At 69.6% G+C, this 14395-nt stretch carries 13 protein-coding genes; all 13 read right to left on the bottom strand.

Translation table 11 applies throughout. The annotated features are described in order from the left end of the window. Window position 1: 1 nt before the first annotated feature. The 13 genes from pbpC to DELCS14_RS06540 all read right to left on the bottom strand — a co-directional run bounded on the left by pbpC (window position 2) and on the right by DELCS14_RS06540 (window position 14336). Window positions 2-2302 carry a penicillin-binding protein 1C gene (gene pbpC, locus DELCS14_RS06600; protein ID WP_013800965.1) on the bottom strand — a complete coding sequence of 767 codons (2301 nt, stop codon included), beginning with the start codon at window positions 2300-2302 and terminating at the stop codon, window positions 2-4. A 63-nt stretch (window positions 2303-2365) separates the two neighbouring features. Further along, entirely contained in the window at window positions 2366-2926 is a 561-nt protein-coding gene (locus DELCS14_RS06595) for an HdeD family acid-resistance protein (protein ID WP_012207099.1), read from the bottom strand. Between the two features lie 94 nt (window positions 2927-3020). After that, window positions 3021-3890, bottom strand: coding sequence for an endonuclease/exonuclease/phosphatase family protein (locus tag DELCS14_RS06590; protein ID WP_013800964.1), 870 nt, complete (start codon window positions 3888-3890; stop codon window positions 3021-3023). Then, entirely contained in the window at window positions 3887-4276 is a 390-nt protein-coding gene (locus DELCS14_RS06585; RefSeq protein WP_012207101.1) for a VOC family protein, read from the bottom strand. Before DELCS14_RS06585 ends, DELCS14_RS06590 begins: the two co-directional genes overlap by 4 nt. A gap of 48 nt (window positions 4277-4324) precedes the next feature. Continuing rightward, window positions 4325-5173 (bottom strand): carbohydrate ABC transporter permease, encoded by an 849-nt coding sequence (locus DELCS14_RS06580; protein WP_013800963.1) that lies wholly within the window; start codon window positions 5171-5173, stop codon window positions 4325-4327. Continuing rightward, window positions 5170-6066: a sugar ABC transporter permease gene (locus DELCS14_RS06575; RefSeq protein WP_013800962.1), complete on the bottom strand. Its 897-nt coding sequence runs from the start codon at window positions 6064-6066 to the stop codon at window positions 5170-5172. Before DELCS14_RS06575 ends, DELCS14_RS06580 begins: the two co-directional genes overlap by 4 nt. 21 nt (window positions 6067-6087) lie before the next feature. Continuing rightward, entirely contained in the window at window positions 6088-7383 is a 1296-nt protein-coding gene (locus DELCS14_RS06570; RefSeq protein WP_013800961.1) for an ABC transporter substrate-binding protein, read from the bottom strand. A 100-nt stretch (window positions 7384-7483) separates the two neighbouring features. Beyond that, a complete protein-coding gene (locus tag DELCS14_RS06565) occupies window positions 7484-8551 on the bottom strand; it encodes an ABC transporter ATP-binding protein (protein ID WP_013800960.1) in 1068 nt (355 codons plus the stop codon). A 66-nt stretch (window positions 8552-8617) separates the two neighbouring features. Then, window positions 8618-10018 carry an amidase gene (locus tag DELCS14_RS06560; protein WP_013800959.1) on the bottom strand — a complete coding sequence of 467 codons (1401 nt, stop codon included), beginning with the start codon at window positions 10016-10018 and terminating at the stop codon, window positions 8618-8620. Window positions 10019-10149: 131 nt separating this feature from the next. After that, window positions 10150-11094 (bottom strand): helix-turn-helix domain-containing protein, encoded by a 945-nt coding sequence (locus tag DELCS14_RS06555; RefSeq protein WP_013800958.1) that lies wholly within the window; start codon window positions 11092-11094, stop codon window positions 10150-10152. A 95-nt stretch (window positions 11095-11189) separates the two neighbouring features. Then, on the bottom strand, window positions 11190-13286 hold the full coding sequence (locus DELCS14_RS06550) for a BCCT family transporter (protein ID WP_013800957.1): 2097 nt from the start codon (window positions 13284-13286) through the stop codon (window positions 11190-11192). A 186-nt stretch (window positions 13287-13472) separates the two neighbouring features. Continuing rightward, window positions 13473-13769, bottom strand: coding sequence for a hypothetical protein (locus tag DELCS14_RS06545; RefSeq protein ID WP_013800956.1), 297 nt, complete (start codon window positions 13767-13769; stop codon window positions 13473-13475). A 39-nt stretch (window positions 13770-13808) separates the two neighbouring features. Beyond that, window positions 13809-14336, bottom strand: coding sequence for a DUF2867 domain-containing protein (locus DELCS14_RS06540; protein WP_013800955.1), 528 nt, complete (start codon window positions 14334-14336; stop codon window positions 13809-13811). Between the last annotated feature and the right edge of the window lie 59 nt (window positions 14337-14395).

Raw genomic sequence — 14395 nt, 5'->3', positions numbered from 1 at the left:
ATCAGCGCCCGCCCGCGCGCGAAGCCACCACGCCGGCGCCGCGCACCTCCACCTGCACGCTGTCCAGCACCTGCCCCTTGGCATCGACCAGCTCCAGCCGGTGGCGGCCGGGCCAGGGCATCCAGGCGGCGGCAGCACCCCGGCCAATTTCCTTGGGCGCAGGCTCGGCCGCGCCGGGCGGGGCGGCGCTGACCATGCGCCAGCGCAGGCTGGCGTCCTGCCATTCCTGCGTGGCGGCCGTGCCCGAGGGCCGGGCCGACAGCTGCACGCGCTGGCGGTCCGGCGGAATGTCGGGGTCCAGCGCGAGGATGGTGCCGTTGGCCGGGCGCGCAATGCGCACGGGCGAGGCCGCCGAAGTCCCGCGTGTCGATGCGGATGCGGCAGGCAGGCCGCTGCCCGCCATGGCGAACAGGCTCTGCTGCGTGCCCGCCACGAACCACTCGCTGCGCGCGCTCTCCAGCGGCAGGCCCGAGGCATCGGGGCCGAAGCGCACCGCCTGCTGCAGCACGCCCGCCGGCGCCTTGGGCGCGCGGCTGGGTGTGCGGGCATGCAGGAAGCCCATCACGGCGGCCCAGACAGGTGCCGCGCCGCTGGTGCCGCTGACCGAGTGCATGGCCTCGCCGCGCGCATTGCCCACCCACACGCCCACGGTGTAGCGCTGCGACCAGCCCACGGCCCAGTTGTCGCGCATGTCCTTGCTGGTGCCGGTCTTGACGGCCGACCAGAAGCGTGTGGCCAGCACGCTGTCCGTGCCGAAGGTGGGCGCGCGCGCCATGGGATCGGACAGGATGTCGCCCACGATGAAGGCCGCGCGTGCGTCGATGGCCTGCACGGCGGCACCGGCCTTGGCCTGGGTCTTCGGCACGGCAGCCGGAGCGGGGGCTGCCGCCCAGCGCACGGGCGTCAGTTGCCCGCCGTTGGCCAGGGCGCGGTAGGCATTGGTGAGCTGCAGCAGCGGCACCTCGGCGCTACCCAGCGCCAGGCTGAAGCCGTGGTAGCCGCCGCTTTCGCGCAGCGGCAGGCCCAGGCGCTGCAGCTGCGAGAAGAAGGCATCGGGCGTGACCATGACCAAGGTGCGCACGGCCGGCACGTTGAGCGACGACGCCAGCGCCGTGCGCGCCGAGACCCAGCCCTTGAAGCGCCGGTCGTAGTTCTGCGGGATGTAGAGCCCGTTCTGCGTGGGAATGTGGGCCGATGAATCCTCGATCAGCGAGGCCGCCGTCAGCCGCCGCTCGGCAATCGCCTGGGCATAGAGAAAGGGCTTGAGCGTGGAGCCGGGCTGGCGCATGGCCGTGACGCCGTCCACCTCGGCCGCCTGGCTCAATTCGCCCGACGAGCCCACCCAGGCCAGCACCTCGCCCGTGGCGTTGTCCAGCACGACGATGGCGCCGTCCTCCACGTTGCGGCCCTGCAGCTCGCGCAGTTGCTGCTGCAGGCTTTGCACGGCAAAGCGCTGCACGGGCGCGCTCAGCGTGGATCGCACGCGCGCCTGGCCCCTGGACTGCGGCTCGGCCAGCAGGCGGCGCGCCAGGTGCGGGGCCTGGCCTTCGCTGGCCGCCCATTGCCGGCGCAGCAGCACGCTGGCGGTGAGCAGTTCCATGGCCGTGCAGTCGCGCGCCGCCGCATCCTCGGGCGCCAGCGACTGCAGCACGCCGCAGGCGCGCCGGCCCACGCGCTCGGGCGAGGCGTTGGGGGCACGCACCAGGGCGGCGGCAATAGCGGCCTCGCGCGCGTCCAGCCCGTGCGCGGCCTTGCCGAACAGGGTGCGCGACAGCGCATCGATGCCCACGATCTCGCCCCGGAAGGGCACCAGGTTCAGGTAGGCCTCCAGGATCTGGTCCTTGCGCCAGCGCCGGTCCAGCACCTGGGCCGAGACGGTCTGGCCCAGTTTCTGCACCACGCTGCGCCCGCCCGGGCCCTGGCGCCAGTCACCGTCGAGCAGGCCCGCCAACTGCATGGTGATGGTGCTGGCGCCGCGCGTGCGCTGGTTCCAGAGGTTGCCCCAGGCGGCGGCGGACACTGCAGTCCAGTCCACGCCGCTGTGTTCGTAGAAGCGCTTGTCCTCGCTGACGACCAGGGCCGTGCGCAGCGCGGGCGAGATGTCGGCCAGGGCCACCCAGTCGCCACGGCGCACGCTGGCGTCGGTGCGCTGGCGCTGCAGCACCTCGCCCTCGCGCGAGAGCAATTCGGTCTCGGAGGAGCGGTGGCCTTCGCGGACCTCGGAAAAGCTGGGTAGCGCCTGGGCGGCACCGGCCGCCGCGAACAGCAGCGCGGCCGCCAGGGCCGCGCGGGGAAGACGCATGAAGGGAGAAGGTCGCCGGGATTCGATCATGGAGCCGGCATTGTCCGCCTTTGCACCCGCGGCTCAGGAAGAATGGCGTATGCCCTTCTTGAGCTTGAAGGACAGCAGCACCATGAGCACGCCGAAGACCACCGCATACGTGGCCAGCACCCAGAGCATGGCCATCATGCCCGCGCCCGGCTGGGCCAGCACGAAGGCGCCGAACAGCACGGACAGCACGCCGCCCAGGATCAGCAGCCACTCGCCCGTGATCTCCTTGCGCAGCCGCACGGCCGCCACGATCTGCAGCAGGCCCGTGACCAGGGCCCAGGCGCCGATGTACAGCGTCATGACCAGCGCCGTGACGCCGGGCGCGACCACGGTGAGCACGCCCACCACCACGCCGGCCAGGCCCCACAGCAGCAGCACCCACCAGTGGCGCATCTGGTCGCGCCCCTGGATGGCCGAGTACACGCCCAGCAAGCCATCGACAAAGGTGAAGGCGCCGAAGGTCAGCACCAGCGCCGCCAGCGATACCGCCGGCTGCGCCCAGGTCAGCACGCCGAAGGCGATGGCGACCAGGCCGCGCAGCAGCAGCACCCACCAGGTGCGGTGAAGAATCGTGGACAGCGGATTGGGGCTCATGGATGCTCCTTCAAAACAGTCCCCATGACCTTGGAGCAGGCCCGCCACACTGTCTGTAGGCGAAGGCCGGCTTGGCGGCGGACCCTGACCTGGATCAATCCAGTTGCAGCAGCACGGGCTGGTGGTCCGAGAGCCTTGTGTCGCTGTCCACGGCCCAGCCACGCACATGGCCGCGCAGGCTGTCGCTGACCCAGGCGAAATCGCAGGCGGCGGGCTCGGGGCCCCACTGGCGGTCGAACAACCGGAACGTGGGCGGCTGGGGCTGGTCCGGGTGCAGCACGCTCCAGCTGTTGTGCCACTGGCCGGCACTCAGGGCGCCCTGCTCGCCGGTCGCCCAGGGGGCGGACAGGCCGGCGTATTCGTCCTCATGCGGCTCGAAGTTGAAGTCGCCGCAGAGCACGGCATGCGGCGTGTGCGGCTTGGTCTGCTGGGGCGAGCCGTCGCTGGCGGGCTGGGGCGGCGCCTCGGCCTGGCCCAGGGCCTCGATCTGCAGGGAACGCAGCGCCAGCGCCTGGGCCATGCGCTGGCGGCGCGAGAAATATTCGAGGTGGGTGCTCATCACGCGCACGGGGCCCAGCGCGGCATCCATCACCGTGGCCGCCGTGCAGCAGCGCGGCATGCTGCGCACGCCGCCGTCGTGCGGATACGGCAGGCGGTGGTGGGCCAGTTGCAGCACCGGCAGGCGCGTGGCCACCAGGTTGCCGAAGCGCTGCCGGCCCACGGCCGTGAACTCGTCCACGGCGGCGCCGAAGAAGACCTTCCAGCCTTCGGGCAGGGCCTGGCGGATCTGCGCCACCTGGTCGCCGGGCGCGCCCTGCAGGCCGGGGTAGTGGATGGCGATTTCCTGCAGGCACAGCACGTCGATATCGGCCATGGACAGCGCATGCGCCACGATGCGCTCCGGGTCCATGCGGCCGTCCAGGCCCAGGCACCATTGGGTGTTCCAGGTGAGGATCTGCATCATGCGGGCAGCGGCTCACGCAGCTGGAACAGGTTGCCTTCGGGGTCCATGGCGTTGCAGACGCGAAAGCCCGGCCCCTGCCAGGACTGCTCCCACAGCTGGCCGCCATGGGCGATGACCAGGGGACGAACGGCCGCGAAGCTGGTCACGGTGGCAAAGAATTTGAGGGCCACGTTCTCGCGCGGCTGGGGTGGCTCGGTGATGGTGATGTGCCGCGCAATCGCCTCGGGAATGGCGTGCAGCACCAGTTGCAGGTCCGGCGACTGCAGCACCATGAGCTCGCTGGTGTGGTGCAGCATGCGCATGGCCAGCACCTCCATGTAGAACAGCGCCAGCCGGTCAGGCTGCTTGGCGTAGATGAACAGACCTGCGGATGCGGGACCGGACATGGTGGACCTCGGGGTGAAAGGCTGGGACAAGGAACTTTAGCACCGCCCTCACTTAATCCCCGCACGCATGAAGCTCTGCACGAACTGGCGCTGGAACAGCACGAAGGCCACCAGCAGCGGGCCCGAGCTCATCAGCGTGGCGGCCGTGATGGTGGCCCATTCCACGCCAGACTCCACGCTGGAGAACACCTGCAGCCCCACGGTGAGCGGGCGCGCCTGCACGCTGTTGGTGATGATCAGCGGCCACAGGAAGTTGTTCCAGTGAAAGCTCACCGACACCAGCGCAAACGCCAGGTACACGGGCCGCGCCAGCGGCACGTAGACGCGCCACAGAATCTGCAGGGTGCTGGCGCCCTCCACCCGCGCGGCCTCGTCCAGTTCCCGGGGAATGCCCAGGAAGGTCTGGCGCAGCAAAAAGATCGCAAAGGCCGATGCGAAGTACGGCAGGCCGATGCCCAGCAGCGTATCGACGGCGCCCAGGCGCGACAGGGTCTGGTAGTTCGCCACCAGCAGGATGTCCGGCATGATCATCAGCTGCACCAGCACCAGGGCAAAGGCCAGGCCCTGGCCGCGAAAGCGGTAGCGCGCAAAGGCATAGGCGGCCAGCGTGCCCAGCGCCAGCTGGGCCGCCAAAATCATGACCACCAGCACGGCCGTGTTCAGGAAATAGCGCGCAAAGGGCGCGGCCTGCCAGGCACGGCGAAAGTTCTCCAGCGTCCAGGGCGCGGCCAGGTCGAAGCGTGCCGAGTATTCGGGCGGATGGAAGGCCGTCCAGAACGCATAGGCCAGCGGCAGTATCCACAGCAGGGCCAGCAGCCAGGCGGCCAGCGTATCCAGCCAGGTGGCGCCGTACAGCGCGCGCGGCGCATGGCGCGAGGCAATGGGTGCGGCGCTCATTGGTAGTGCACCTTCTTGTCGAGCACGAAGAACTGCAGCAGCGCCACGGCCGCCAGCACGGCGACCAGCACCACGGTCAGGGCCGCCGCATAGCCCGTGTCCCAGAACTTGAAGCCCACTTCGTACAGGTGATAGAGCAGCAGCGTGGAGGCGTTGTCCGGCCCGCCGCGCGTGAGGATGAAGAGATGGTCCACCAGGCGGAAGGCATTGATCACCGCATTGACCAGCACGAACAGCGTGGTCGGCATCAGCAGCGGCCACTGCACGCGGCGCAGGAAGTACCAGCGCGAGGCCCCCTCGATGGCCGCAGCTTCCCTCAGGCTGGGGTTGAGGGTCTGCAGCGCGGCCAGGTAGAAGATCATGAAAAAGCCCGCCTCCTTCCACACCGCCACCACGGTCACGCAGGCCAGCGCCGTGGACGGGTCGCCCAGCCAGTTGTGCGCAGAAAGCCCCAGCGCACCGCGCAACTGCTCCAGCAGCCCGTACTGCGGCGTGTAGAAGAACAGCCAGATGTTGGCCACGGCAATCATGGGCAGCACCGTGGGCGTGAAATACGCCATGCGCACGAAGGCGCGGCCGGCCAGCCTCTCGTTGACCCACAGCGCCATGGCCAGCGCCAGTGCCATGGACAGTGGAATCGTGGCCGCCGCAAACCACAGGTTGTTGCGCACGGCCTGCCAGAACACCGGGTCGTCCACCATCACGGCGTAGTTCTCCAGCCCCACCCATGGCCCCGGCTGGCCGCCGCGCGGCGTGGCATGCAGGCTGTCGATCAGCGTGGCCACGGCCGGCCAGTGCGTGAAGGCCACCAGCAGCACCAGCGCCGGCAGCAGCATCAGCCAGGCATGGACGGCCTGGCGGCCGCGGACAAGGGAGGCGGGAGCGGAGCTCATGCGGTCAGCGGCACTGCGCCATCACTTGTAGCGGCGCAGGATGCGGTCTGCTTCCTTTTGCGCATCCTGCAGGGCCTGGGCCGAGGTCTTGCTGCCGTTGAGGGCGGCCTGCACGGCGTCGTTGAGCACCTTGGTCACGCGCTGGTTCTCATGCGTGGAGAACTCGGCCACCGACACGGGCAGCTGGTCGCGCGCCACCAGGGCCTGCGGGAAGTCCTGGCCATACTTCTTGAGCGCGGGCGTGTCATAGGCGGCGGGCGAGACGGCCACGTAGCCGCTGTCCATGCTCCACTGCGCGGCCAGCGGGGGCTGGGTGACCCACTTCATGAACTGGAAGGCCGCCTCCTGCTGCTCCCGGGGCGCCTTCTTGAACAGGTAGAAATTGCCGCCGCCCGTGGGCGAGCCCTTGCGCACGTTGCCTGCGATCTGGCCCACGCCGAAGTCGAATTTGGCATTGGCACGGATATTGGTCAGGTTGCCCGTGGTGGTGACGATGATGGCGGCCTTCTTTTCCATGAAGTCCTTGGGCGTCGTGCCCCACTCCACCACGCCGGCCGGGTGCACGCCCTCCTTGACCAGGCCCACCCAGAAGTCCAGCGCCTCCACTACCTTGGGGCTGTCCAGCGTGACCTGGGTGCCGGCCTCGTTGGCCAGCAGCACGTCATTGGGCGTGGTCAGGGTCTGCAGCATCCAGTAGGCAAAGCCCGTGGACGGGATCTGTATGCCGTACTGCACGACCTTGCCGCTGGCGTCCTTCTTCGTCAGCCTGTGGGCGGCTTCCTTGAGTTCCTTCCAGTTCTGCGGCGCCTTGTTCGGGTCCAGGCCGGCTTCCTTGAAGGCTTCCTTGTTGTAGTACATGACCACGGTGGAACGCTGGAAGGGCACGCCCCAGGTCTTGCCGCCCGCCTGGCTGTTGGCCATGAAGGCCGGGTAGAAGCCCTTGAGCCAGGCCCGGTCGGCATCGGTCTTCACGAAGTCGTCGATGGGGGCGATGGCGTCCTCGTCGATCAGCGTGAACATGTCGGTGGACAGCAGCACCGAGCTGGCCGGCGGCTTGCCCGACTTGTGGGCCGTCAGCGCCTTGACGATGGTCTCCTGGTAGGTGCCCGCATAGACGGGCGTGATCCGGTACTGCGGATGGGCCTTGTTGAACTCGGCCGCATAGCCGTCGATCACCTTGGTGATGGGGCCGCCCACGGCCACGGGGTAGTAGAACGGCACCTCCAGCGGCGTCTGCGCGCTGGCGGTGTTCAGCAGGCCCGTGGCGGCCAGGGCGGCAGCGGCTGCGAGGGTTTTGAGGAAGGCATGGCGTTGCATGGCGGACTCTCCTGGAAGGTGCTTCGGGTGCGAAAGCCGGAACGGCTGAAACGGCTGAAACGGTGAATTGGCGAAGGAATTGGGGGCCGGTGCCTCGGCATCAGGCCGTGCAGCGACGCCCCTTTTCGTCAAAGAAATGCGTGGCCTCGCGCGCCCAGCGCAGGCCCACGAGCTGGCCCGGCTGCAGGCCGCCGAGCTGGCTGCCTGCAGTGCGCACCATCAGTTGTTCGCTGCCCACGCGGCAGCGCAGCACCAGGTCGGCGCCCAGGTATTCGAGGCTTTCGATGTCGGCAGCCACCACGGGGTCGCTGCCGACATCGCCATGGAGCGACAGGCGCATGTCCTCGGGCCTGACGCCCAGCCAGCGCGCCTGGCCCGGTTGCTGCAGGCCGGCGGGCGCGGCGCTGGCATGGCTGCCCGCGATGTGCAGGCCGTCGAGGCGCGCGATGTTCATGGCCGGCGTGCCGATGAAGCGCGCGGCAAAGGTGGTGGCGGGCCGGCTGTAGATCTCCTGGGGCGCGGCGCACTGCTCCACGCGCCCCTGGCTGAGCAGCACCACCTGGTCGGCCATGCCCATGGCCTCGGCCTGGTCGTGCGTGACATAGACCACGGTCAGGCCCAGGCGCCGCTGCAGCTCGCGCAGCTCGGTGCGCATTTCCTGGCGCAGCTGGGCGTCGAGGTTGGACAGCGGCTCATCCATCAGGCAGACGCGGGCGCGGGCCACCAGGGCGCGGCCCAGCGCCACGCGCTGCTGCTGGCCGCCCGACAGCTGGCCGGGCCGGCGCGCCAGCAGCGCGTCCAGGCCCAGCAGCGCGGCGGCCTCGTCGATGCGCCGACGCGCCTCGGCCGCCGGGACCTTGCGCACGGACAGGCCGAAGCCGATGTTCTGCGCCACCGTCAGGTGCGGGAACAGCGCGTAGTTCTGGAACACCATGGCAATGCCGCGCCGAGCGGGCGGCAGTTGGGTGACATCCTGCCCATCGATGCGCACGCGGCCCGAGGTGGCGCTTTCCAGGCCCGCGATGATGCGCAGCGTGGTGGACTTGCCGCAGCCCGAGGGACCGAGCAGCACGCAAAAGGATCCGGGTTCAATGCGCAGATCCAGCGCCTGCAGTGCCGTGGTGCCGCCCCAGGACTTGGCGACACCTTCCATCTCGATCAAGGACATCACGCCAGTCTAGGAAGGCTGTGTGACAGGCCCGTGTCGCGCCACCGGCCTGGCGCCCCATGCAGCTCAGGCAGCAGGGTGCTGTCTGTGCCAATCCGTGGCCTGCTGGAACGCCCAGCCCGCGCGCACCAGCAGGTCTTCGCGGAAGTCGGGGGCCACGAACTGGAAGGCCACGGGCGCGCCCTCGGGAGTGCGTCCGCCGGGCAGCGTGATCGTGGGGCTGCCCGTGAGGTCGAAGGGGCAGGTGTAGCGCAGCATGCCCGAGAACAGCTCGGCATCGGAGCCGAAATGCGCCATGCGTTGCAGCGTGGGGGCCGCAAAGGCCGTGGCGGGGACCAGCAGCAGGTCCACCTGCGCGAAGAGTGCACGCACCCGGCCCGTGAAGTCCGCGCGGCGCAGCAGCAGCCGCTGGTAGTCGGTGGCAGACAGGCCCAGCCCCAGGTCGATCAGCCCGGCGAGCCCGGGGCCATAGGCCTCGCGCCGTGCAGGGAAAGTGGCGCCGTGCGCCACGGCGGTCTCCACCGCGCACAACGCCGGCCAGTCCTCCACCGCCTGGGTGGCATCGGGAAAGCGGACTTCCTGCACGCTGGCCCCCAGGCGCTGCGCCACCGCCAGGGCCTGCTCCACCGCCTGGCGGGAGGGGGCATCCACGCCGTCCAGTGCCCATTGCCGGTCCATGCCCAGGCGCAGGCCGGAGAATCCGCGCGTCATCATGGCCAGATAGTCGGGCACGCTGCACTGGCTGGCCGTAGGGTCCAGCGGGTCCGCCCCGGCGATGGCCGCGAGCATGGCTGCGGCATCGGCGGCACTGCGCGCCATCGGGCCTATGTGGTCCAGGGACGCGGCCAATTCGAAGGCGCCGTGGCGGCTCACCCTGCCCCAGGTGGGCTTGAGCCCCGTGATGCCGTTGGCGGCCGATGGAAAGCGGATGGAGCCCCCGGTGTCCGTGCCCAGCGATCCGAAGCACAGCCCCGCCGCCGTGGCCACGCCCGAGCCGCTGGACGAGGCCCCGGGCCACAGCTGGGCGCCCCAGGGGTTGACGGGGGCAGTGATCTCGGGATGGTGGTCGGCGAAGGCGCCTTCGGTCTGCTGCAGCTTGCCCAGGATGACGGCGCCGGCCTCGCGCAGCCTGCGCACCACGGTGGCATCTTCCGTGGGGCGATGGTCGCGGTGCAGCGTCATTCCATGCGTGGTGGGGACGCCCCGGGTCCACAGCAGGTCCTTGAGCGCCAGCGGCACGCCGTGCAGCGCACCGCGGCGGCGGCCCTGCGCGATCTCGGCGTCGGCGCGGCGGGCGTCCTCCAGCGCCTGCTGCGCCATCACCGTCACGTAGCTGTGCAGCCGCGCATCCACGGCCTCGATGCGCGCAAGCATGTGGCGGGTCACCTCTTCCGAGGAAATGCGGCGGGACTGGATCTCACGCCCCACCTCCAGCAGTTCGAGATGGTGCAGTTCGCTGTCGTTCATGGCATGTCTCCCGGCGCCCGACTCCGGGGCGCCACCGTTGTTGCACTGGAAAAGCCGCACGGGACGCACGGCAGGCCCATGCTAGGGAGCCGGCGGCACCGACGCTTGTTCGTGAGGGACAGCGACCTTGCTCAGGCGGCCAGCAGGCTGCGGGGCGTGCAGCCGAACGCCTTGCGAAAGGCTCGGCTGAAGTGCGCCGCATCGGAGAATCCATGCGCGAAGGCCGCCTCGGTCACGCTGGAGCAGCGCCCCTGCATCAGGGCCTGGCGGCTGGCCTGCAACCGCAGCTGCCATACCAGGCCCATGGGCGTCTGGTTGCGCCGCGCAAAGGCCCGCGTCACGGTACGCGGCGAGACGTTGTGCTGCTGCGCCAGCCATTGCAGCGACAGCTCGGGCGAGCCCAGGTTGTCCTGGATGAACGCCTGGATGCGGCCGTGCAGATCCCGTTCCGAGCGGGGCTGCACGGCCATTTCCTGCATCTCCAGCGCCAGGGCCAGCACGTCGAGCAGCGCCATGCCGAAGCGCTGCGCCAAGGCATCACCGTGCGGCGCAGGCGGCATGGCGATGGCCTCGCCGAGCATGGCCCGCAGCGGCGCCACGGCCGGGGCATGGCCATGCAGCACCCGGCCCGCGTGCAAGGGTGCACGGGCAAAGCGATTCAACAATTCGCTGCGCGGAATGCGCATCAGCAAGATATCGCGGGGCGCCACCGAGAATTCGAAAGGCTGCGCAGCGTCATAAAGCACCAGATTGCCCGCACTCAGCCGGGCCACTTGCCCGCCCTGGCGCACCTCGGCCTGGCCCTGGAGCAGATAGCCCAGCCACAGCTCGTCGCGGGCATGCAGGCGCAGGTGGGCTGCGTTGCGCACCCAGCGGTGGCTGGGCGCCGACATGGCACTGATCTCCAGCAGTCCCAGGGACCGCACGGACAGCGTGGCCCCGAAGCCGCCGGGACCTGCGGCGTCCCCCTGCGCGCGGTGGCTGTCGGCAGGGATGCAGTGGCGGCAGACCACCTCGTGCCAGTAGTCGAAACGATGGCGTGGCTCCTGCGAATGGGTAGAGTATTCGAGCTGCATGGCAGCGCCCAGTATCCGCAGGCGGCCGCCGGCTGGCACCCCGGTGTTTACCCAAAGGCCCGGGGTGCCGCGACGGCGGCGCTGCTCGGCACGGCTCAGCTGTGGCCCGGAGCCCGGTTCAGCAGATGCGTGCGCTGGTCGGCGCTCAGCGACAGGTAGCGCTCGTAGTGGCGCAGGATGTCGGCGATGACTTCCTCGCTGCGCAGGTACTGGATGTCGTGGCCCAGGCGTCCGTCCTCGAAGAACGTGATGGGCTCGTAGACATGGCGGCGCTCCTGCTCGCTGGCCGCCTCGCTCACCAGGAAGGTGGGCACCGTGCGGCGCGTAGCGCGCACGCCGTAGACGAAGTCGCGCAGCGAGGGATCGGGCACGGTCAGGCGCACGGCGCCCTCGCCGTCCAGGTCCTCGGTGACCACGGCCTGCACGCCGCGCCTTTGCATCTCGGCGGCCACCTCGTTCATGGCCGGCAGCACCACGCCGGCCAGGAACCTGCGCACATCGGCGCGCGAGGGCTGGTGCACGATCTGCTCCAGGCGCTTGCGCCAGTGCTGGCCGCTCCAGAAGCTGGTGGCCGGAGCCAGGTCGGGCGAGAAGTGTGCGCGGTCGGCCTGCAGCCCGCGCCACAGCCCGTAGCACAGGGCCAGCATGATGACGGCCACCGGCAGGGCCGCCACCAGGGTCATGGCCTGCAGCGCCTTGAGGCCGCCGGCCAGCATCAGCACCATGGCCGTCACGCCCAGCACGGCAGCCCAGAACAGCCGCTGCCAGACCGGCGAACGCGCATGGCCGCGCGAGGCGATGTTGTCCACCACGAAGGCCCCGGAGTCCGCCGAGGTGACGAAGAACACCGCGATCAGCACGATGGTGAGCCAGGCCACGGGCTTGAACCAGGGCAGGTACTCGAAGAAGCGGAACAGCAGCGCATCCACGTTCGAGGCCGTCTGCCCCAACGCGCCCATGGCCACGTGGGTGTCTATCCAGATGGCGCTGTTGCCGAAGGCCGTCATCCACAGCAGGTTGAAGGCCGTGGGCACCAGCAGCACGCCGGTCACGAACTGGCGGATGGTGCGCCCGCGCGAGATGCGCGCGATGAACATGCCCACGAAGGGCGACCAGGAGATCCACCAGGCCCAGTAGAGGATGGTCCAGCCGCCGAACCAGCCTTCCTGGCTGGGCGGCTCGTAGGCGAAGGTGCGGAACGACAGCTGGACCAGGCCAGACAGGTAGTTGCCGATGTTCTCGCTCAGCGCCTCGAACAGGAAGACCGTGGGCCCCGCCACGATGACGAAGGCCAGCAGGATGAAGGCCAGCACGAGATTGAACTCGCTCAGGCGGCGCACGCCCTTGTCCAGGCCCGAGACGGCCGACAGCCCGGCCAGGCCGACCACGATGACGATGACCGAGATGCGGAACAGCGCCGTGGAGGTGTCCCATCCCGTCAGCGTGTGCAGGCCGGCGGCCAGCTGCAGCGCGCCATAGCCCAGCGTGGTGGCGATCCCCGCGATGGTGCCCACCAGCGCGAAGGCATCCACGCTGTGGCCGATGGGGCCGTTGATGCGCTTGCCCAGCAGCGGGTACAGGCCCGAGCGCATGGTCAGCGGCAGGTTGTAGCGAAAGCCGAAGTACGCCAGCACCAGGCCCATGGTTCCGTAGACGGCCCAGGCATGGAAGCCCCAGTGGAAGAAGGTGGACTGCAGCGCCTCGCGCGCGGCAGCCGGCGTGGAAGGCACGGCCGTGGGCGGCTTGAGGAAATGCTGCAGCGGCTCGCCCACGCCGAAGTACATCAGGCCGATGCCCATGCCGGCGGCGAACAGCATGGCGGTCCAGGAGATGAAGCTGAACTCGGGCTCCGCATCATCGGGACCCAGGCGGATATCACCGAAACGGCTGGACGCGACGAAGATCAGAAAGACCAGGAACAGCGTGACCGAGACGGCATAGAACCAGTCCATGTGCCCCACCACCCAGGCCTGGGCGCTGGAGAACAGCCGGTCGGCGCTGTCGGGCATGAGGCCGCAGTACAGCAGCAGCAGGCCCAGCACCAGCAGGGAAGGAATGACGACGGGGCCTGAGAAGGTGATGCGCGGTGCAGGCTCGGCAGGCGATGGCGTGGCCGCCTGCGGTGCATCCGGTGGCGGAGCCACTGGTGGCGCGGGTGGCGCCGGTCGGGGATCGGTGGTCGTGTCTGGCATATACCCTCTCTCTTGTGATCAATGGTGTGCCCGGGAACCGATTCGCAATGGTGGCGGCCCTGCCCTTGTGGGGCGGGCCGCGTTCCCTGCTCGGGGGATGTCCGCCGGGCAAAGGCCGCAAGTATGCAAGGGCGGCGTGGAAGCAGGCGTCGGACGCCAACGCCAAAGGCTTCCGATTTGCTGACTTCAGGGCCGACGCCCCAGCACGCTGCTCCAGCGCGCCAGCGCAGCCAGTACGGCGGGCCAGAACACGGTATTGGCAATGTCGTGCAGGCTGGCGCCCCAGCGCCAGTACCCCAGGCTCGCGATATCGTCGCGCATGTCCAGCAGCTCGCCCGTCATGGCCACCACCAGGGCCGCCAGGAGGGGCGTCCAGCTGCCCAGGGGTCTGCGCAGCACGGCGCAGGCGGCCAGCGCCACCGTCAGGCCCACGTAGATATGCAAGGCGTCCTTGGACAGCCCCGAGGCACCCACGACGGCCATTTTGATGGCCTGGACAGCCGACGGCTCCATCCGCAGCTTTCAGCCGGCCAGCTTGGCCACCACGGCCGGGGCGATGACGCGGTGCGCCGGCGCCACGCCCAGCATGTAGATACGGCCCAAGGCATTGTGCACATGGACCACGGTGGACATGGCGGCGGTGAAGGTGCCGGACGGCGCGCCCTCGGGGCTGGGCAGCCGCATGAGGGAGACCTGCACGTCCAGGTGCCGGTCGCTGTCGCCCAGGACCACTTCGCTGTCGCTCAGGGCATGGACACGGAAGATGCCGGCGCGGTCGCCCACGCGGTAGCTCGATGGCTGGCGCTGCGCATCGACGCCGCTGAGCGTGCCCAGGTCCTTGATGCCGAAGGGCGCCACCACGCGGTTGCGCAGGCGCATCAGAAAGTCGATCCAGCCCGGCGTGCGGCCCACGCAGCGCAGGTACAGCGCCATGGGACTGCTGCCGTCGTCCGGCAATTGCAGCTGGTAGCTGTCGTGGAAATAGGCGGTCTTGAGGCGGTCCTGCAGGGCGCTGCCTGCGGGAACCGGGGAGAGGATGACTTGTGCCATGGAGCGGAGGGTGATGAAAAAAGGGGGCGGTCCTGCAGCCATCATAGGCCGCAGGGCCG

Source organism: Delftia sp. Cs1-4, assembly GCF_000214395.1.
Lineage (GTDB): Bacteria > Pseudomonadota > Gammaproteobacteria > Burkholderiales > Burkholderiaceae_C > Comamonas > Comamonas acidovorans.
Note: the sequence above shows the minus strand (reverse complement) of the source record. Positions and strands in the feature narration are given on the sequence as shown.